22 protein-coding genes are annotated in these 21,078 nt (G+C 39.5%); all 22 read right to left on the bottom strand.

The features are described 5' to 3' along the window. Positions 1–191: 191 nt before the first annotated feature. The 22 genes from ACOXXR_RS04270 to ACOXXR_RS04165 all read right to left on the bottom strand — a co-directional run bounded on the left by ACOXXR_RS04270 (position 192) and on the right by ACOXXR_RS04165 (position 21,068). The gene (locus ACOXXR_RS04270; protein ID WP_023023547.1) at positions 192–893 is read right to left on the bottom strand and encodes an MIP/aquaporin family protein; all 702 of its coding nucleotides are present in this window, start codon (positions 891–893) and stop codon (positions 192–194) included. Positions 894–963: 70 nt separating this feature from the next. After that, a complete protein-coding gene (gene glpO / locus ACOXXR_RS04265) occupies positions 964–2,790 on the bottom strand; it encodes a type 1 glycerol-3-phosphate oxidase (protein ID WP_445278821.1) in 1,827 nt (608 codons plus the stop codon). A 33-nt stretch (positions 2,791–2,823) separates the two neighbouring features. After that, positions 2,824–4,332 (bottom strand): glycerol kinase GlpK, encoded by a 1,509-nt coding sequence (glpK, locus tag ACOXXR_RS04260; RefSeq protein ID WP_195323855.1) that lies wholly within the window; start codon positions 4,330–4,332, stop codon positions 2,824–2,826. 313 nt (positions 4,333–4,645) lie between these two features. Continuing rightward, a complete protein-coding gene (locus ACOXXR_RS04255) occupies positions 4,646–6,082 on the bottom strand; it encodes a helix-turn-helix domain-containing protein (protein WP_445278820.1) in 1,437 nt (478 codons plus the stop codon). A 147-nt stretch (positions 6,083–6,229) separates the two neighbouring features. Then, a complete protein-coding gene (locus ACOXXR_RS04250) occupies positions 6,230–6,889 on the bottom strand; it encodes an ankyrin repeat domain-containing protein (RefSeq protein ID WP_223344400.1) in 660 nt (219 codons plus the stop codon). 181 nt (positions 6,890–7,070) lie between these two features. Continuing rightward, positions 7,071–7,958, bottom strand: a complete 888-nt coding sequence (locus ACOXXR_RS04245) for an IS3 family transposase (RefSeq protein ID WP_081697786.1) — start codon at positions 7,956–7,958, stop codon at positions 7,071–7,073. After that, positions 7,889–8,455: a helix-turn-helix domain-containing protein gene (locus tag ACOXXR_RS04240; protein WP_023023319.1), complete on the bottom strand. Its 567-nt coding sequence runs from the start codon at positions 8,453–8,455 to the stop codon at positions 7,889–7,891. Before ACOXXR_RS04240 ends, ACOXXR_RS04245 begins: the two co-directional genes overlap by 70 nt. Positions 8,456–8,528: 73 nt before the next feature. After that, entirely contained in the window at positions 8,529–9,278 is a 750-nt protein-coding gene (locus ACOXXR_RS04235; RefSeq protein ID WP_445278819.1) for a CPBP family intramembrane glutamic endopeptidase, read from the bottom strand. A gap of 8 nt (positions 9,279–9,286) precedes the next feature. Continuing rightward, on the bottom strand, positions 9,287–10,030 hold the full coding sequence (locus ACOXXR_RS04230; protein ID WP_445278818.1) for a lysostaphin resistance A-like protein: 744 nt from the start codon (positions 10,028–10,030) through the stop codon (positions 9,287–9,289). Positions 10,031–10,091: 61 nt separating this feature from the next. Next, on the bottom strand, positions 10,092–10,943 hold the full coding sequence (locus ACOXXR_RS04225) for a CbrC family protein (protein ID WP_445278817.1): 852 nt from the start codon (positions 10,941–10,943) through the stop codon (positions 10,092–10,094). A gap of 66 nt (positions 10,944–11,009) precedes the next feature. Further along, positions 11,010–11,399 carry a hypothetical protein gene (locus ACOXXR_RS04220; protein WP_445278816.1) on the bottom strand — a complete coding sequence of 130 codons (390 nt, stop codon included), beginning with the start codon at positions 11,397–11,399 and terminating at the stop codon, positions 11,010–11,012. A gap of 53 nt (positions 11,400–11,452) precedes the next feature. Further along, positions 11,453–11,644, bottom strand: a complete 192-nt coding sequence (locus ACOXXR_RS04215) for a hypothetical protein (protein WP_126404356.1) — start codon at positions 11,642–11,644, stop codon at positions 11,453–11,455. Positions 11,645–11,698: 54 nt separating this feature from the next. Beyond that, complete coding sequence (locus tag ACOXXR_RS04210) at positions 11,699–12,586, bottom strand: DUF4300 family protein (RefSeq protein ID WP_414284089.1); 888 nt, start codon at positions 12,584–12,586, stop codon at positions 11,699–11,701. A 363-nt stretch (positions 12,587–12,949) separates the two neighbouring features. Further along, complete coding sequence (locus ACOXXR_RS04205; RefSeq protein WP_314369653.1) at positions 12,950–13,684, bottom strand: Ltp family lipoprotein; 735 nt, start codon at positions 13,682–13,684, stop codon at positions 12,950–12,952. A 163-nt stretch (positions 13,685–13,847) separates the two neighbouring features. Beyond that, positions 13,848–14,159 (bottom strand): hypothetical protein, encoded by a 312-nt coding sequence (locus tag ACOXXR_RS04200; RefSeq protein ID WP_445278815.1) that lies wholly within the window; start codon positions 14,157–14,159, stop codon positions 13,848–13,850. A 333-nt stretch (positions 14,160–14,492) separates the two neighbouring features. Continuing rightward, the gene (locus ACOXXR_RS04195; protein ID WP_350018518.1) at positions 14,493–15,173 is read right to left on the bottom strand and encodes an Ltp family lipoprotein; all 681 of its coding nucleotides are present in this window, start codon (positions 15,171–15,173) and stop codon (positions 14,493–14,495) included. Positions 15,174–15,326: 153 nt separating this feature from the next. Next, on the bottom strand, positions 15,327–15,866 hold the full coding sequence (locus tag ACOXXR_RS04190) for an RDD family protein (RefSeq protein ID WP_350018519.1): 540 nt from the start codon (positions 15,864–15,866) through the stop codon (positions 15,327–15,329). Between the two features lie 229 nt (positions 15,867–16,095). After that, positions 16,096–17,844: a glycoside hydrolase family 13 protein gene (locus ACOXXR_RS04185; RefSeq protein ID WP_445278814.1), complete on the bottom strand. Its 1,749-nt coding sequence runs from the start codon at positions 17,842–17,844 to the stop codon at positions 16,096–16,098. Between the two features lie 219 nt (positions 17,845–18,063). After that, on the bottom strand, positions 18,064–18,939 hold the full coding sequence (locus ACOXXR_RS04180) for an Abi family protein (RefSeq protein WP_445278813.1): 876 nt from the start codon (positions 18,937–18,939) through the stop codon (positions 18,064–18,066). A gap of 186 nt (positions 18,940–19,125) precedes the next feature. Further along, positions 19,126–19,302, bottom strand: a complete 177-nt coding sequence (locus ACOXXR_RS04175; protein ID WP_173019392.1) for a hypothetical protein — start codon at positions 19,300–19,302, stop codon at positions 19,126–19,128. A 119-nt stretch (positions 19,303–19,421) separates the two neighbouring features. After that, positions 19,422–20,441, bottom strand: coding sequence for a DNA/RNA non-specific endonuclease (locus ACOXXR_RS04170; protein ID WP_445278812.1), 1,020 nt, complete (start codon positions 20,439–20,441; stop codon positions 19,422–19,424). A 183-nt stretch (positions 20,442–20,624) separates the two neighbouring features. Further along, the gene (locus ACOXXR_RS04165; RefSeq protein ID WP_445278811.1) at positions 20,625–21,068 is read right to left on the bottom strand and encodes a GNAT family N-acetyltransferase; all 444 of its coding nucleotides are present in this window, start codon (positions 21,066–21,068) and stop codon (positions 20,625–20,627) included. Positions 21,069–21,078 lie beyond the last annotated feature (10 nt).

Here is a 21,078-nt window from a genome sequence, read left to right as displayed (position 1 = left end):
TTTAAAAGAGAGTGGGACAGAAATCGGTAATTCGTTAGAATTCGATTTCGTCGTCCCACCTCCTCACAGTTGAGTAGGGCTGTAAAAGCTGATGAAATCAGCGTGGTAGAGCCCACTCAACCACTGCGTCTTGCTCGATAATCCAAAGACAATTGAGAGGCTAGGACTTTTGTCCCAGCCTCTTTCATTTTTTAAAACATTTTAAAGACTGCTACTGCAAGTACTGCACCGATGATTGGACCAACTACTGGGATCCAAGCGTAACCCCAGTCACCATCTCCTTTGTTAGGAATAGGAAGGAGGCTGTGCATGATACGAGGTCCTAGGTCACGAGCTGGGTTGAGAGCGGAGCCTGTAGTTCCACCGAGAGACAAACCAATCCCTGCAATCAAGGTACCAACAGCAAAAGTACCAAGCCCTGCTTGAAGGTCATAAAGACCAAGCGCAAAGATAGTTAGTAGCAAGACAAAGGTTCCAAGGATTTCACTGATGAGGTTTGAAGTAGTGTCCTTAATTGCTGGACCAGTACTGAATGTTCCAAGGATATTTCCAGGATTTTCTTCTGCTAAGTAATGCGGTTTGAACTGCAACCAGACAAGGACTTGACCGACCATGGCTCCGGCAAATTGTGCAAGGATATAAGGAATGACAGATGCCCAAGCTAGGCCACCATTAAGAGCAATCCCAATTGTTACTGCAGGGTTCAAATGGGCCGGACTTAACTTACCAGAGATGAAGGCTGCGACAGCAACCGCAATCCCCCAACCAAGAGTAATGACGATCCAACCTGAGTTGTGGCTTTTCGTTTTTGGAAGAACCACTCCTGCTACAACCCCATTTCCCAGAAGAATGAGGATTAAAGTTCCTAAAAATTCACCAAATAATTCTTTCATATGATTTAATTCTCCATTATAAAGAGGGGAAGGTTAGACAGTCTTCTTTCCAACCCCTTTTTTGTTTTTCTTAGTTTTTTAATGCTTCCAAGTCATTGTTTTCCAAAGCGACTTGCAAGTCTTTGCGGTAGCCAACTTTTTCTTCTTCTGACCATTCATAGAAGCGGCCCATTTCATCCAAAACAGGTTCGATCATCGCATCTAAGCTATCCCGCATAAAGAGCATGTGGTTGGTACGACGAAGAAGGAAATCAACTGGGCTGAGTGCCAATTCATTGCGCATTGCATAGTGAAGTGACAAGGTATCTGCTAGGCTCAATCCAGGTGCTTGTTCCACGCTATGAGCAAGGGCGAAGACCTTAGGTGCATTGGAACCGTATAGGTTAGCTAGGTAGTGAGCTTCCTTGCTATCCAAGCCACGAGATACGCCAAGTTGAGCAAAGGCTTCGATTTCAGAATCCACGTTCGTTGGGTTAATTTCTCCACCTGATACTGGATAGGTCTTAGAGTTGATCAATTTGAACTGACGGTCGAACTCTTCCTTGAGAATGGTCAAGACACGCTCCATCGCTCCTTCAGCCATCTTGCGGTAGTCTGTAATCTTCCCACCAGCAAGGGTCAAAAGACCATTGTCATCGCGATCAAGGCTTGATCCACGAGAAACAGCAGATGGATCCAAATGTTTTTCAGAAGTGCTGCCTTCCAAGTGGCTGATTGCTGATTCAACATCTTCACGCGATTTTTCTTTAGAAAGATAGCCTTCAACTGTTGCAATCAAAGCATTAAAGCTCTCATCACTGATAGTGCCGTTGTTTCCACCATTGTAGTCAGAAGCACTGTTTCCTGAGATCAACGGACGAAGACCAGCCCAGCTACTTTCGATATCATCGATGGTGATGTGAGCTTCTGGGAAGCGGTTATTCACGATTCCTAACAAGTAGTCGACATCTTCTTGAGTTACTGTTGGATGCTCTAAGTCGCCAGTGTAGTCCGTGTCAGTCGTTCCGAAGTAAGTTTTGTTTTCACGTGGCAAGACGAAGACCATCCGACCATCTCCAAGACCAGTATCAAAGTAGACTGGTTGAGAAACTTTGATCTTGCTTGAATCTACGACCAAGTGAACACCCTTGGTTGGACGCATTTGTGAATGCTGCTCTCCATCGTTTGAGAGGTTACGCACTTTATCGCTCCAAGGACCAGTTGTATTAATCACCAAACGAGCCTTGATTTCAAAGACTTCATCAGTCAAGAGATCACGCGCCACTACACCTGTGATCTTACCAGATTCATCAAAGAGGAATCCTTCTGCTTTTACGTGGTTAGCAATGAGGGCCCCATCTTGGTTGGCACGTTTGATATTTTCAATCACTAAACGAGCATCGTTGTTACGGAAGTCTAGGTAGACCCCACCTCCGACTAGACCTTCTTGTTTCAACTCAGGCTCACGAGCCAACACTTCTTCTTTGGTCAAGACCTTGTTGGCAGCTGGAGTATTGCTGACACCTGCCAAGAGGTCATAGAGGTCCATGGCTACCTTAAGACGGAAGAGGCTAAAAGTTGCCCCATCTTCATCATAGACTGGTAAGAGCATTGGGTCTGGTTTTGGAATATGAGGAGCAATTTGTTGCACTACTGCACGTTCTGATACCGTATCTGATACCACTTCTACGTCAAATTGTTTGAGGTAACGAAGTCCACCGTGGACCAATTTTGTTGAACGGCTAGATGTCCCTTCCGCAAAGTCCTGCATCTCAATCAAACCAGTTTCAAGACCACTTGCCGCTGCCTGCAAGGCTACCCCAGCACCTGTGATCCCACCCCCGATAATCAAAAGATCCAGGGTGCGTTCTTGCATTTTCTTAATCGATAATTCACGAGTTTTCTTTGAAAATTCCATAATTCTTCACTTTCTATCCTACTGAAGTCTTGTCTAGTCTTCAATTTCTGCAAAGAGTTGGGTAGCTTTAACAGCTTTCTTCCATCCCTTGTAGAGTTGTTCTTTACGAGATTCGTTCATAGAAGGCTCAAATAGTTCACCAGTTGCATTGAGTTCTTTCAATTCATCTAGGTCTTTCCAGTAGCCGACTGAAAGCCCAGCAAGGAAGGCAGCACCCAAAGCTGTTGTTTCCAAGTTTTTGGCACGAGCGATATCAATACCGAGAATATCCGCTTGGAACTGCATCAAGAAGTTATTCATAGCTGCTCCACCGTCTACTTTAAGGACTTGAATAGCCGTCTTGGCATCAACCTGCATAGTATCAATAATATCCCGTACTTGGTAAGCGATGGATTGAAGAGTCGCCTTGATAAAGTCTTCTTTGGTTGTTCCACGGGTCAAGCCAAAGACAGAACCACGAGCATTTTGATTCCAGTATGGTGCTCCTAGACCTGTGAAGGCCGGTACCACATAGACTTCATCGTTGTTGTGAGAATCACGCGCATATTGTTCAGATTCAGGTGAGTTTTCCACCATTCGAAGACCATCACGAAGCCATTGAATGGCACTACCCGCGATAAAGATGGAACCTTCCAAAGCGTAGTAGACTTTACCATTGATTCCATATCCAATGGTAGTTAACAAGTTATTTTCAGATAACTGCATCTCTTCACCTGTATTCATGATGATGAAAGATCCAGTACCGTAAGTATTTTTGACCATACCTGGTTCGAAGGCCAACTGTCCAAAGAGGGCCGCTTGTTGGTCACCCGCCATACCAGAGATAGGCACTTCTCCACCGTAGAAATGGAAAGGAGCTGTTTTTCCATAGATTTCAGAGTTGGAACGCACTTCTGGAAGCATAGCCTTAGGAATATTGAGGATTTTCAAAATCTCATCATCCCATTTTAGGTCTTTAATATTGTAGAGCATGGTACGAGCAGCATTTGAATAGTCTGTTACGTGAGAAGCTCCGTCTGTCAACTTCCAAACCAACCAAGTATCGATGGTTCCAAAGAGCAATTCTCCTTTTTCAGCCCGTTCTTGTGCTCCTTCTACATGATCCAAGATCCAGCGAATCTTAGTTGCTGAGAAGTAGGCATCAATGACCAAACCTGTTTTTTGGTGGAATTTTTCGACATACCCTTGGCTCTTAAGCTGTTCAGCTAAAGGAGCTGTTTGGCGAGACTGCCAGACAATGGCGTTGTAGATTGGAAGGCCGGTATTCTTATCCCAAACAACAGTTGTTTCGCGTTGGTTGGTAATTCCGATAGCTTCGATTTGTCCAGGCTTGATGCCACTTTCGATAAAGGCACCAGCGATAACAGACTGAACAGAATTCCAGATTTCATTTGGATTGTGTTCAACCCAACCAGCTTGAGGGAAAATTTGCGTGAACTCTTTTTGGCTAGAGCTTACTTTTTCTCCTTTTTTATTGAAAATGATGGCTCTTGAACTTGTTGTTCCTTGGTCAATGGCCATAATGTATTTTTCTTGTGACATGAACTGTCCTCCTGGGAAAAAGAAATATTCTTTAGGAGACGTACTCCTTACATTGTCTAGTATACAAAATAAACCGCTTTCATGTCCATCAATTTTTTTAAGAATTTTAAAAAAGTTGAGTAGATGGATTCAGAACCCTTGTTTCATAAGGATTTTTTAGACTTACAAATAATGAAATTTTTAGAAAAATCTAATAAAAAAGCTAGGCAGAACAATTCGTTTAGAATCTGTTCTGCCTAACCTCAAATTTTTAATTACTACTAATTCAGCTCAATAATATCGTAAAAGTCTCATCAAGCATTGAATAGCTTTATTAACCTTCTTCTTGGTAGATCATCTGGCGAATATTGGCTAGATCAATCATATCTAAATCATATTTTAAATAATAGACAGGAATCCGCTGGGTAAGGTTAATCGGATTGTTGGTCACGATCAAATCGTAATCTGAAGCTGGATCAAAGGCTTCAATGGTAATAAAACGATTATACTCTAAGTAGCGCTTGAGGACTTCTGTCATCCGTGTATAGCCTAAATAGCCCACTGTTAAGTCTAAGCCGATCTTAATTTGTCTCCCACTATTTTCTGCGATATAATCCATTAACTGGAGCCACTCCCACTTGATTTTTTTATCCAGAGCTGTTCCTTGGCAAAAGATCGGAAGTTTGCTGAAGATAGTATCTGCTACTTCTCTATAATCATGACTACTAAAGACATAAGGATTGTGGCTTTCAAGTTGGTACTTATACTTGTCTTGAAGAAGGTAGCCTGTAAAAAGATAAACCTGCCCACAAATTTGGCTCAATTCATAGGTCACTGGACCCTCTATATACTCTCCTAAAAGCTTCTGCGTTTTCATCTCTTGAATGAGCTGCGTAGTCAAAGCCCCAATCTCTCCCCCAAAGCCTAAGATGTACTCCATAGTATGAAGCGGAAGGATCCGATGGGTGACAAGGAAAGCAAAGAGGACCAACATCTCTCCATCATCATGACTAAGGGCAATGTGTTTTCCTGAAAAGAGCTGGTCTACCCGACGAAACAAGCGTTGGTAAAAAATGTTATCGGTATATCCCTTCATCTTCTGTTCAATTTCTTGAAACTGACAGGCATTGACCTTAAGTCGTTGCTGGGTAATGTGGGACCAGAGAACAAAATCCAAGCGTTGGCCTTGAGACAACTGGGCACCACAGAGCTCTTCTAAGGTTTCAATTTCGGTTTGTCTTTCTTTCTTGGCAAGTTCTTGTTTCCAGTCTGCACTAGCCCAAACCTTTCGTAGCAAGCCAAAATAAAAATAACGAATTTTATGTTCAGGACCCTTGAGGCGCCCATTGTGGATGGAAAATTGAAACTCAGTTAATATTTTATTCAGGCCCGAAATATGACGCCCTAATGTCGCTTCACTAATCAAGAGCTCCTGAGCTAATTGTTGAGCTTGAAATTGACCATGATAAAGCAAATAGATCAATAGTTGGTACTTGATCGAATTGTCCAAAAAAGCCCGTCGAATGTCACGCCCCTTGGTATCCGAACCCACAAGAAGGCGAAAATTTTCATCTTCTCGTTCAATGGAAAGGGCCAGCTGATTCTCTTTGGCCTTGTCATTGATCAATGCAAGATATTTGTTCAAGGTTGCTTTGGAAAAATCTGTCTCCGCCATCACTTCTGACAGACTGCTTGGAGAATGTTGCTGCAGATGAGACAGGATTAAAAACTGCCCACCCTCACTTTTTTCCATTAAATCAGCTAAATGCATTTTCAGAAAACCCTTCTATTGTTCTATCTTTAGAGTACCATAATTTGGCCAAAAGAAAAAACAATCTGTTTCTATCCTCGTCGGCAAAAGAAAAAAGAGCCCTAAAGCTCTTTTAACTAGTATTTCAAATGCTTATCAAGATCTGCTTTAATCCAACCGATTTAAGAACTCCATGGTCGGACTGTCCTGGTAAAGTTCTTTTAGAGGAATCTTATGATAGGCAGAAATCTCTTCCGATGTCACACCGTAACGAATCAAGAGATCATAAATACGATTTAAATCATGACGTAATTCATCCGTAATGAGGACATTATCGCTCGTTTCTTTTGTTTTCCAATAATAAGAGGGTAGAACTTCCTTGGTTTCTATTAAAATAGTTTGCAATAAAGTTCCTCTATGACTATCCTTCTGAGAGATATCTGCTCCAAGTTCTAACATTTTTTTAAAAACCTTGAAGGATTGGTCAGCCTTTTCCTTAGACGAATACAACTGATATTGACCATTCCAACGTTTGATCATGCGCCTGCAGTCAAATACAGCTCTTCCACCGGCCGTTTGGATGACCGGTTGACAAAATGGATTCAGCTCTGTTGGTTCTTCGATAAAGTTAAGATCTGCCCCTCTATCAATGAGTAAGTCCGCAATATCTAAATGTCCCGATTTAATAGCGACTTGAAGAAGGGATTGGCCTTGATCTCTTTTAGGTTTGTCACCCGAAACAGCATTGACTTCTTCAGGCTTTCTATCCAATATCTGACGGACAGCCTCTATATCACCTCTTCTCAATAACTGAAAAGTTTTTTGCATGGCCTTTTCTCCTTAAATGATCGATAATCCTATCTCTGAGTTCTTCGTTAAACTAATTATATCATTTTACAGACTCCTATATGGTGGAATGTGTCATTAGCTAAATTTGATTATATCACCAAATTAAAAAAACCTCTCACCGAAATGATATGTACCCAGAATCCTGGACACATGTTATGAACTAAGTGGAACACATGGATGCTATCCTGTACATTACAGGTGGCATCCATTTTGTTTTTCCTTGTATTCTTTCATTGTTGTAATAACTTATGTATTCATCTAGTGCTTTTGAAAAGCTCTCAAATGATTCATATTCTTTCTCGTAGCTGTAGTACATTTCATTCTTTAGACGTCCAAAGAATGTTTCCATAATGCAATTATCTATACAATTGCCACGTCTAGACATTGATTGGATAATTCCCCTGTTTTTTAGTTCCTGACGATAGTAGTTGTGTTGATATTGCCATCCTTGATCTGAATGAAATATTAATCCTGTAAGTGATTTGAACTTTTTAAACGCCATCTCTAGCATTCTCTTGATTTGATTTAGGTTTGGACTCATCGACAAGTCATATGAAATAACTTCATTTGTGTACATATCAATTATCGGAGAAAGGTAACACTTTCCCCATGAAAAGTTAAACTGAGATACATCAGTTGTCCACTTCTGAAGTGGTGCTGTTGCTGTAAAGTCTCTATCTATTATGTTTGGTGCTACTTTACCTACTTCACCCTTGAATGAGTGATACTTTTCTTTAGGTCTTTTGCCTTGCAATCCAAGTGAATGCATGATACGTTGTACTCTTTTATGATTGACAGAATTTCCACGTCTTAAGAGCTCTCTATACACTCTTCTCACACCATATCTACCTTTATGCTGGCTAAATATTTTCTTGATTTCTTCAGTGAGCTTAATATTTCTAAAGTCTACAGTATCAACTTTACTGATTTCGTAGTAGTAAGTTGATTTAGGCATATTTAAACCTTTTAGTAGGTGCTTTAATTGGTATCCTTCTTCTCTGAGCGCTTTGATGATTGCTGCTTTTTCGCCTTGAGTTGCGCAGCCCATCTTTCTTGCCTCAAGGCGATCCTTTTTTTTACTACTTCAATCTCCGCTTTCATTGCCGCAATTTCTTCTCTTAGTCTGATTAACTCTTCACGTTCTGATTCAGTTAAAGGTTTGGGCTTAATCGTTTTCTTTTTCATAACAGGGTTCTTACTCTTGCGACCTTTCTTTTTATTCACAAGACCATTGTAACCTAATTCTTTGTATTTGCGAACCCAGGTATATAGCATTCCATTATTTATACCTGCAGAAACAGCAACTGACTTGTTGGATTGTCCTGCTAATACTTTAGCAACTAATTCATATTTCGCTTCAGGGGTCCACACTTTGTTATTACCTAAGTGCTTTAATGCATCTGGTCCATTTTCTTCTTCGATACGAGCCCAGTATCGAACCATTAGATGAAAGTTTGATGTTTTTATTCCTTCTGGTGTTTCAGGCCATATTCCTTTTCTATATAGCTCAATACACTCTAACTTATACTCATGACTGTAACGCATGAAAATACCCTCCTTACTGGGTGTCCAGTAAAGAGGGTACATATCAAAATTGGATGAGAGATTGAAGGCTTTTTTATGATTTTCGTATAGCCACTAACCAAGAGGATACTAGGATTTCGAAAATAACCAGAAGGATAATCTGAGTAATAGAACTCTGAACCAGCATTAGGACAGCCAGACTATCAATCAGCATATGGGCAAGGATACAAGGAACAGCTCCTTTCGAGTACTCCTTGAGCGCTCCAAATAGGAAGCTATTCCCTAAAATCATCAGGTAAAAGATGAGATAGTTGGACGAACCTGCAGTAATCCAAGGGAGTTGATAAATAGGAATATGCCAGAGGAACCAGACAAGGGAAAGAAGGATCATTTTAGATATAAAGTACTTGCTAAAGGAAAGATGATCTTGTAAGAACCAACGCCAACCGACTTCTTCCAGACCTCCATATAAAAATGTCCAGGGGAAATAGAGGAAGAAGGCCAAGAGGGAGTTCCCAGTAAAGCGAACGTTCATAAGCAGGATGGAAATCCCATAATAGATGACAGGGATGAAGAAAGCTAGAATCCAGGATAGGGGACTTTCTTTTTGAAGAAAGACCTTTTTGAAAAATTCACCCAAGGATTTGACTTCACTCAACACCAGAGAAAAGACAGCCGCCACAATCATCGGAATCAAGTTCATTAGGATAAACAGGAGTGAGGCCCCCATACTACTCCTATCTGGGAAACACCATAGGATAACTTGCCCTACTAGAAAAGTAGCAAGGAGGGCAGTCAGTGCATACCAGATCGCGACTGATTGTTTTGAAATAAATTTGCTCATTATTTCTCCTATAGAGTTACATACTTCTTTCTTGCAATCATGATTGCTAAACTAATAATAAGAATTTTACTGACTAGAGATAGCCATCCATCTTCATTCACTAGAATCTGAGACAAGGAATTAATACAGGCATGAGTCATGACACAGATCCATAAATTTTGCGTTTTATGATACAAGGCCGATAAGATAAAGCAGTTAGTTAGCAGACCTACTAGAAACGGAAGCAACTGAATGACACCTAAAGAACCATCAATGTAAAAGTAAAAAAGATGCCAGCTAGACCAGGCTAAAAAGGTGATCAAAGTAGCTGAAAGATAAGGTATTCTTTCCTCCAAAGTTGGTTGAAAGAAATAACGCCAGCCAATTTCTTCAATCCCACCAAAAAGAAGAGCTTTGAAAAAGAGCACCACTGGCAAGACCAACGATTGAGTGGTGATCTTGCCACCAAAGCTAAAGGGGAAAAAGTCGAGTAGCAAGAAAACAAGCACCAAACAATAATTTGCTAAACTGTCTTTGACTTGAAAAAAATCTTTGAGAACTTGTTTAAAACTAGATTGATGGTAACTAATGCTTGCAAGACTGCCCCACAAAGCTGATGACAAACCACCTAGAATAACAGCGATGATCCCCATTGGTGATGTAAAATCAACCTTTACTCCTCCTATTCTTAAAAAGCAAACCAAAAGGCTGACACCTAATACTTGACCAAAGGTTCCTAACAAATACATAGATAGGGCTTGCTTTCTACTCATTCGTGATTCCTTTTCTATTCTTTCATCTAGTTCATGACTCTATTAGATTTGGAGCATCCCCCTAATCCGCATCGACCCAAAGATGGTATTGTTCACAGTGTAGACATCGAAAAAGATAGCCACACATAGAACCATCCTTGACTAAGTATTCAGCTACATCCTGAAATTCATTACGTGACTCGTATTCTGCTAAGACTTGCTCAGCAATGCCCATTTCTTCCAGTTCACGAGTGCCAACTGTCCCCAGATAGGCACAGTAGTCTCGGCAACAGGAGAGCCAATATTCGCCCTGCCAGCTAATATAGCCTGGAGTTTGACTGAAGAGGACCTGGTCTTTTTCCTTATCCATGACCCCTTGCCAATCAGCATCTTGGATAAACTCTGCTTCAAACTTTTGGGCAGCACGACCAGTAGAAATACAAGTTGGACAGAGATGTCTTAACTCTTCTACACAATAAGGTCTCAGAGCATAATAGATGGTGTGGTCTTCCCCACACGAAGGGCAGGTCTTAGGCTCCCCTTCCTTAAAGGAACCTGTCGCTAGTGGATCCGGATGATAGCGGAAGGTTGGCAATTCACTGACTTTCTCCTTATGAGCCTCTTTTTCTTTTTCGGTCAAGGGACGAGGGAGAGCAAAGCGATCCCCATGACTTAGACTCATCTTTTCTAAGGTAAAAAGTTTCTTAACTTGCTTGCGATCAGACTTGTCTACTAGCTCTAAGAAGAGAGCATAGGCACTGGCATATAATCCCAACTCTTGGTAAACATCCACCAAGACCTGCTTAGCTTCTGGAGTTTCCAGTAAGGTCAGCCGATCCGCAAATTCATAGAGAGCCAGCACGCTGGATGAACCCTTATCTTGCTCTTGGAACTGCTTTTTAAGATGGATATACTCTTTCATAGAATCATTCATAGGACTACTCGCTTTCATTTTTAAAGGAATCAAATCGTAGATTCAACTCTTACAGATGATTGTATTCTAACCTGGATCATGTACTTTAAACCCATACCTGCCAGCATTTCGCTTGAGTTTCGCAACTAACACTTCATTGCGCTTGCTTTTCCCAAAAAAGAAAGAAATAGTCTTTCCATTTCTGAGTTCGATATAGAAAGCATAGCGACTCCCACCACCAGCGCGACCACGGAGCAATAAGTAGGTTATCTGCTTCATCTCTTTCAATAGGATCATACGACGGCTGAAACACAAAGGCACATGAATGTAGAAGATGCCCTTCGAAATGTGGTAAGGTTCAAAAAATGAGCCTCCACTACGTCGGCTAGCTAACCACCGACGAACGAATAAAGTAATGCTGAAGAAGCCAATAAAACCAACACTTAATAATACTGGTCCTGATTCTAAACTCTCCATTCCATTTCTCCCACCATAAATTCTAAATACACAGTACAATTGTTGACTCGGCCTTAATCAGTATGCTTTTTAGTCTTTGTTAATAAGATGATGACACCCACTAAGATTAGAACTCCAATTATAAAAACAGCAAGCTCTAATTCTTTAAATCCTTCAATATAGGGTAGGATATACATACTTGATTCTACTAATAGAAAACCGATAAGAATAAGGGCTAGAGCAAAGTAGCTCCGTTTTTTATTCATCTTTAGCTCCTTTCCTTAGCTGGAGCTCCCATCAAACTTAACTAGCTGGAAATTCTATTTGGTTTCAACCCATTTTTCATTGTCCATGATAAAGGGCTTAGCTAGACCTTCACCGGTGTAATCTTGGTATTTGGTCTCCAAGTATTTGTATACATCTTCCTTGGTCGCAAACTTGATCGCTTGATAGGGCTCTTCAAAGGTCAGCTTTTCTACAAAGAGATAGCCGTCCTTGGCAGGAACCAAGACACCGACGTGCCCGACAAATAGGGTATTGCCATCTAGGTTATCATGAACGATGACGGAAAGCATGCGGGCATTTTCATTGAATTTGAAATTGGCAAAATACTCTTCCATCTTCTTGGCGTGAATCTTGACATCCGTTGTCGCCTCTGTCGGAACCCGTGAATAGAGAATGTTAAAGGCTTCCTTGTCTGCCTCATCGAAGACTTTCCCTTTCTCAATCGCATCATTGTCCACGAACAAGAGTTCACTGTCCGCCTTTTGCTTAGGGATCTCGATGCGGTTCTTCAACAAGGTATAACTATTGATCCGGCAGTTGGTTCCAACGAAATCTCCCTTTTTCTTGGTCCACAAGTCACTAATCTTCTCCACATCGTATTCCGTCTTTTTGAACGTACTAAAGTCGCCCGTCAAGCCAACAGAGCCAACAATGCTATCATAGTCCGTTACTAGACCCAAAAACTTATCTACACTTTCCTGATCCAAATAAGCAGACAAGAGAGCGCGCACTTCTTCGACACTTTCCTTGCTATTGAGGTTGCTGTAAGTTCCCTTGTAGTGCTCCTTGTCTGAACTGGCCTTTTGGACAGTGGAGCTTTCCTGTTTTTCCTTGGATTGCTTTTGGTTGGTCCCACAAGCCGCTAAAGCAAAGATCGCCAAGGCACAGCTAGTAAGGAGCGTGATTTTTTTAGATGGTTTCATAAACTGGTTCCTTTTCTATATACTAAGATGTTTTGTAACATTGAATAGCGTTTTATAACATGATTCTTTTCTTTTTCTTATCGAATCTCCTTATCCTATATTATAGTTTAAAACGGACTTAGCTCCAACTATTTTTCACGAAATGAGGAAACTTTATAGGTAGCAAAAAAAGAGCTGGCAGACTATCCAGCTCTTCAATATGTTACATTGGACTTGTTTTGTATTCATCCCTGTTCAACTAGCAATTATTGGTAGAAAACGTGTTTTGATCATCATTATGCCTCTTTTCATCATTTTCTATCCTAGCTATTTTATATTCATCAGCCTCTTTTAAGTTCTTCAAATCAAAATTAAAATTATTGTTTAATTCAACCAATCTACTTGAGCATGTTCTATTGCGTACTCAGCTTCTTCTTGAGTAAATTTTCTTTTTTTGACAAGTAATTCTAATAACTCCTCTTTTGACATGTTTCCAGGGTTTGCAATAGCTTCCACTTTTTTCACAGCTTCCTCCTTCCAATCGAAATTAACTTGTTCTATAGCATAGTCAGCCTCTTCTTGAGTAAACAGTTCAACATTTATAAGTTGCGAAACTAACATTTCTTTTGAAAAATGAAACATTTGAAGTGATTTTGCTTTTAAAACAGCTTGCTCTTTCCAGTCTATATTAAGTTTATTCATAGCGTACTGGCAAGCATCCTCTGAATACCACCTTGTTAGATCTTGTTCAATTTTCTGTTTCGATAAATGAGAATTTTCTGACAAAAAGAGAGCTTTTACATATGCATCTGTAGATTTATTTGAATTTTTATAATCATAATACTTCGTACTAGAACTTGAAGTCTTACTAGAACTTGAAGAAGAGTATTTTTTATAATCATAATACTTCGTACTAGAATTTGAAGAAGAGTATTCTTGTACAGGATAGGTTACCTTTGATCCTGAATGTGAATTTTGCCATTCATTATAACTTCTTTGATAACTATATACCATAAAAGCTATCCATATTACCATCATTCCAACCATCGCAAAAATAACTATCAAAAATTTTTTCATAATGAATACCTTTACTTGTTTTTCTCCAATGGAATATTTCATCTCTATGAAACTGCTTTCATTAGTATTATATCATGAAATATTGTTCATTTTTATTTACTAGTGTAAAAGTCTTTATGCTAGTGAATAAAAAAGTGACTGCAATCTTTCAACTGCAATCACTCATTCAATTGTGAGATAAAAAATAACAAAGTATTATAAAAGATTATTTAATCTTATGTTTGTTCATCTTTTCTTCAAAGATAGCTGTCATAATGACACGCAATTCTTCCCGTTCTTTTTCAGGAAGGTCTCCTTGACGCTTGGCCACGGCATAGAGTTCAGGATAGTGCATAGCTACACGTTCGATGGGCTTTGTTGTTGCATGCCCTCTGACAAAGAAAGGAATACGCTTGATCCATTCTTGCGGGACAAGAGCGAGCAACTTCTTCGCCGCTTCTTTATCAGAAATCTCAGCTGTACTCAAACCTTGGTTGATTTGTTCTTGTTCTTTTTCTGTAAAATCTTTTAATTCCATATCCATCTCCTTATTCTACTAATTTCTTTACCTAAGGACACATTATACACCTCTGTAGGGGGAAAGTACAATTAAAGGAACTGAAAAATAGAACAAGGGTAAGCCATCCCTCATCTATCTCTTAATCGTTAAATCATATGAAGTTTATTAATCTCCAATTTATTGTGGAGCATCTCCTTTTTGCTTTAAGTAATAGTCACTGTTCAACTAGCGATTATAGATAGTAATCGTGTTTTAATCATCATCATGCCACTTTTTATTAATTTTCTATCCTAGTTATTTTAGATTCATTAGACTCTTTTAGGTTCTTCAGATCAACACTAGAAGTATTGTTTAATTCGACCAATCAATTTTAGCATGCTCTATTGCGTACTCGGCTTCCTCTTGAGTAAATTTTCTATTTTCAACAAGTATTTCTAACATCTTTTCTTTCGTAATCTTGCCACCTCTTACATAAGATTCCGCTTCTTTCACAGCATTCTCCTTCCAATCGAAATTTACTTGTTCTACAGCATAATCAGCCTCTTCTTGAGTAAATAGTTCAACATTTATCAGTTGCTCTGCTAACTTTTCTTTTGAATAACGATACTTTTGAAGTGATTTTGCTGCTAAAACAGCCTGCTCTTTCCAGTCTATATTAAGCTTATATACAGCGTACTGGTTGGCGCCTTCAGAATAATTATAAATCTTTATTTTATCTTTTATAGCCTGCATCGAAATAGGAGAATCCGCTGACAGATTTTTAGCTGTTTCATATGCCCTTTTAAATTCTTTTTCTACTAAAGTTGGAGAAAAAAGTTTTTTAACAAGCAAATTAAATAATAATTCGAAATTATCATTATATTCATCAATTGGATTAGAGTATTTTTCTACAGGATAAGTTTCTTTTGTCCATGAATAACTCGAATGATTATGAGCTTCTTCATAAGCTTTAATATATCCATTATACATAATAGCGAACATTCCTATCAACAATACAAAAATCGCAAAAATAAATATCAAAAATTTTTTCATAATGAATACCTTTACTTGTTTTTAGTCAAATTAATTTGTTATTTTGTTCTTAATAAAAAAATATTGTAAACTCTACGGTCTCATTCATACAAATACTTCCTTACTATATTTGTCTTTTTCTTTAAGGATAGGATAGGATAAACAATCTGTACCCTATTCTTCTTTTGGTTGGACTTGCGTATGGGCTAGCAGATCTCCTAGATGCCTCTTATCTTTCCGAAACACCGTCATTGCCAGTAAGGAGACTGCGAGTGAAGTCGCCGAAATAGAGAGGCTAATGGATAACATATCAAAATCACTATAGAAGCCATGAATCGTGCCCATATGACCGAGTTGCCAAGGTAAAAATTTGATGACATTTCTAATCAAGCTTGCCTGCACTGTTTTTTTCTGGTAGACCAGTTCAAATCCCGCTTTTACCTTCCCCAAACTCCCATTTTTTGCATAATCCAAGAATGTGAACAGGAGCATGATTGGCAAAACAGAGGTGAAAAATACAAGCCACTGCGACTGAATTTCTATAAACTCTGGGACACCATTAAAAAAAATGATGTAAATAAGCATAGAACCTAAAAACAGAAGAAGTAAATAAGCTAGAATGAAAAGATAATCGAATAGAAATTCTATCATTCTTTTTTTAACCGAAATAGGATTGTTTGCTAAGATCTTCATCGCCGGCTCCCCCTTTCTCATCTCCCATTATAATATAAGGGCACAAATAAAGAAACCATTTATATAAAGAGGCTGGGACAAAAGTCCTAGCCTCTCATTTGTCTTTGGATTGTCGAGCAAGACGCAGTGGTTGAGTGGGCTCTACTACGCTGATTTCACCAGCTTTTATGACCCTACTCAACTGTGCGGAGGTGGGACTACGAAATCGAATTCTAACGAATTACCGATTTCTGTCCCACTCTCTTTCTTACTAATTTTCCCTATAAATAACAAAGCCATTTGGCTGAATGATCAAGCGATCATCGGAAATGCTTCCAAGACTCATCAGATCTGCCTGTCCTCTTTCTAAGACAAAGTCTGTCTTCGAGTGGTTAAAGTAGGCTTTGAGAATCTGACCCTCATATTGCCATTCTACTACCACCACATCTGGCTCTACTTCTTTCAGACTCACTTTACCATACTGAATCATGCCCGCTACTTCTTTTCGGAGCTGGATCAAGTTCTTCATAAAGTTCAGCATATCGTTGTCCGATGACACGCGCTCCCAAGGCATGACACGCCGGCAATCTGGGTCTGGACCACCGATGAGGGCTAGCTCCGTTCCATAATAGATACATGGCGTTCCGCGTTGCAGATAGAGGAAGGCGAGGGCAGACTTGACGGACTGGAGATCGCCTTTAGCCGTCGTCAGGATACGCTCTGTATCATGCGAGTCTAAGAGGTTGAACATGACCTCAGAGATCTGCTGCCTGTAGTACATAGACTGGCTATTAATCTCCCAAATGAAGCGCTGGGTCTCCTTATGCCCCCGTAGGAAATAATCCTTGATACTCTCAGAGAGCGGATAGTTCATCACTGCATGGAACTCATCACCATTGAGCCAAGGTTGGGATGAATGCCAGATTTCCCCGAGGATATAGAGGTCTGGCTTCTTGGCCAAGACCGCCTTGCGGAAATCCCGCCAGAATTGATGGTCGATTTCATTAGCCACATCCAGTCGCCAAGCATCAATATCAAACTCTTCAATCCAGTATGTCGCAACCTTCAAAAGATAGGCCTTCACCTCTGGATTAGCCGTATTGAGCTTGGGCATATAGCCTGCAAAGGCAAAAGCATGGTAAGACAAGTCGCGACTATTCCACAGATTTTCTGAGGAGACAGGGAACTCTTTGATATGGAACCAGTCCTTGTAAATCGAATCCTCCCCGTGTTTGACCACATCCTGCCATTGGGGTGAATCATAGCCAATATGGTTGAAGACGGCATCCAGCATGATCTTCATCCCACGCGCGTGAGCCTCTTTCACCAACTGGCGGAAGGTTTCCTTATCACCAAAATGTTGATCGATTTTAAAGTAATCTATGGTGTCGTATTTGTGGTTGCTCTGTGATTCAAAAATCGGGCAAAGGTAGAGACCTGTAATTCCTAACTCCTGCAAGTAGTCCAAGTGATCAATGATCCCCTGCAAATCTCCACCAAAGAAATCCAAGATTTGAGGAGCAATAGAGGCATCCCAAGGACGGACGCCTTCTGGCGAGATGGCTGGATTCCCATTGGCAAAGCGCTCAGGAAAAATCTGATACCAAACCGTCTGAGCCACCCAATCCGGAACAGCACAACCATCAATCTCATGGATAAAAGGAAGCTTAAAACCGTTCATGACGAAGTCCAGGTTCTCCTTGGTGTAGGCTGCCACACCCCGGTCCCCGTACAAGATCTTCTCTCCCGCTCTATCCTCTAATTCAAAGAGGTACTGGATCCGGGCATGGCCAACAGATACCGACACTTGCCAATAATCAAAGAGGTCATCGGTCGTCACCTTGTCCATTTCCTTGGTCGCCTCATATAGATCCTCTATAAAAATAAAAGGATCCCCATAGTGCAAGACAATCCGTTTGATATCCTCTTTCTTGGTCCGGATGCGAATATGGAGCTGGCCATCCTTATAAAGATAAGCATACTCCGATTCAGGCCGGTGGTAAATCGCTGTTAATTCCATCTGTCTCGTCTCCTACTATACTCTCTTTTCATCATTCACTGTTTTATGCAAACGATTACACAAAACTCACTCTAGTATACAACTTTAGAAAAAGGTTTGCAAGATCTTGAAAAAATTTTAGACCTCTAACTTTTTAAGATTGTAATGCTACACAAAAAGCCCAGCGATTGGGCTTAAAGATCTTTGTGGAATTATTCTTAAATAGTTATTTCAATATTTTTATTTCTTTAGTACTTCTTTCCAATTATCAATAAAGCCAATATGATGGAGATGAATCGCTTCTCGATAGCGTTGAATAAGTTCTGATAATTCACGTAAAAATCCATCATTCCATTTTTTCTTATCAGGATAAAGGCATTTAATAGCATAAAGTTGAGCCATTAATCTATTTTTTAACTTGCTATTTTCATGCATAAAAGAAGGAAGTTGACCAGGGATTTTTGTAAAGCTTGTATAGTATAGTCGATTATAATGAGCACAGTAATTTCTTAAAACTACAGAAACTTCTAGATAGGTTCTGATTTGAGAAGATTTCAGACCAACATTGTTAGCAATAGACTGTTGAACATCTGTAGGCGAATCGGCAAAAAATTTTGATGTCATACCAAAGGTGAAAAACTCTACTAAAACCCAAATAGGGAACACTCCATCATATTTTATCTGATGATGTTTATAAATAAGACTTTTCTTCCTATGTTCTAATTCTTTGTCAATACCTTCCAAAAATTCATCATGTTTATGAAATTTATTAAAAGAAGTTTTATCTTTATAGGCTAAAGCTCCGTATAGTTTCCCATGATAGTAGGCAACTTGGGTTCTAAAGTATAATTCAATATCTTCAATATACTTAAAAATGAGCAAGCGTAACTCTGCATCAAAACAGTAAATTTCATAGATCTTTTCCAAAGAAACCTTATTAGAATCATATTTCTGCGTTTCCTTATCACGAAAAGGTAAAAAATAAGCAGTCAGCCTATAATAATTAACTTTCTTCAAAATATCAATCGCAAACTCATCCGATTTGATATCTATACAACCGTGCTCAATTAGTTTAGCTACTTGCTCTTTCCAAGTCTTAAATTCTTTAACATCCATAAAAACTTCCAGATAAAAAAATGTCCGCCTTGTCACATCAAAGAGAGGTGGGCGGTCCTATTAATTACATTATACAGTTTTTACTAGATAATTCAAGTGTTATTCGTATTTTTTAAAATTTACTTACACAATTATTCATACAATCAGAAAATTAAACCTACGAGTATAGTTCAAAAATAGATCATTCTAGTTTGCACTTTCCAGAACGGCCTCTTCTCTCAGTCGCTCCACGTCTTCTACCGTGGGATGCCATCCTTCAATCATATTGGTGCTCAGAGCAAACCAGACGCTCTTAAAAACCTTTTTGTTGTCAAAAATCACACCCATAATCATCATTTTTTCTATATCTACATCTACGGTCATATTCTACCTCCGTCCTATTATTATAGCATATTTTCAATCATTTTAGTTCTCCTATTTAGTACTTACCCTACACAAAAAGCCCAACAATTGGGCTTTCTCATTATCAAAATAACTTATACTCATTCCTTACTTGTATGCCGCTTTCCAAGACTTAGCGCTTGCTCTTCTGACATTTGAACAACCTTAGAAAAATTAGTATTGCGAGGCATACTGTCCAAAGAATACCAATAAACTTCCGCACTCCCATTTCTAGCTACATAAACTACTGGAGCCAGTTGACGAGTTGGCGCTGCAGGCTCGACAGGTTGAACTGGCTGTGCAGGTACTGCTGGCTGACTCGGTTGAGGGGCTTGACTTGGTTGCGTCTCTACAGAAGGACTAGCAGGTTGTGGTTGACTACTTGGTTCTGTCGGCACTAAAGATGGCTTGGCAGTCCCCTTCAGATAGTCAATGGTCGCATTCTTAGAGTAGTTGTCCAAGGTAACGGTGGTAATCCCATAAGCATCTACTGACTCTTTGGGGCTACTTAAATTGATTGGTAGAAGGTTGCCATCTCGGTCAATTCCTACATATTGCAAGGTCACCTGCCGAGGAATCAATTCATCCCCCGTATAGACTGGTGTCACCTTATAATCTAGCCAATAATTGGGGTGGGTAGCCAGCCAGCTATCGAGCCGTTTCTCGTAGTAAAGCATGCCTTCCACATTGCTATCCGCTGTCCCTTTATAATTCCCCGTATTGGTCCAGGCAGTTAGAGGAACCAGATTTTTCCCTTCATTGGTCAGACCACTAAACTGATAGCCGATCAAATGCCCTCTATGGAACAACCAGGCCTTCTTTCCTTTATTTCCATAAGCAATCTTATAATTGTGCCAACCAACCGGATTATAGCTGAGACGCGGTTCTCTTTTTTTCTTTGGCTCATCCTTGTCCTGCAGCTGAATATGAGCGGAGGTCGCACGACCTAAATGATCAAAATCCCCCAGTACTAGCTGCTTATTGCCATTAAAAGGCAGTAGATGAAGACTCTGGTAATCGAGTCCAGTTTGCTGAGCTTGTGCCCCTTGAACAGCGACCAAGGACATAAAAACCGAGACGATCGCAACAATAACATTTTTCAAAAACCGTTTTGTAACCATAATAAACTCCCGTATTACTATCTAGTATTATTATAGCAGAAAAAACGTTTACAAACATAAAAGATAGATAATTTCTTCTCCTATTTCAATGAGATTTTATAATGAGTTTATTTTTACTTTAGATTTCTTTAGTGTACAAAATGCAGACTATTATTTAAATACATAAAATGACACACAGCTATTCTAAATCAACTTATATTCATACCACTTTTCATCTACTTTCTGAAATCCCAAGGACAAAAACATTCTTTGACTTTGAGTATTAAAAGGATAAATCTGAGCAGTTACCTTAACCATTTCTTTCTCTTTGGCCAACTGTATCATTTCAGAAATACATCGTCTTCCGATCTGTAAATTCTGATACTCTTTGCTGATCACTATAGAAAGCTCTGAATTATCTTGAAGTGTCACATCTCCAACTAACACTCCTTTATATTGGATATAATAGCATGAACCATGTGAAGTTAGGTAATCATACATTTTATGAAGTTTTGTTAGACTGTAAATCTGATCAGTATTATCCACTTGTTTGCAAACCTCACTATCTTGATACCAAAGAAGGGAAATGTCATCATTCCTATAATAAGGAATAAGAGTGATCTGTTCGTCTACTATTCTATTCATCATGACTTGTTCT

The sequence above is a fragment of the Streptococcus sp. KHUD_013 genome (assembly GCF_052588545.1).
Note: the sequence above shows the minus strand (reverse complement) of the source record. Positions and strands in the feature narration are given on the sequence as shown.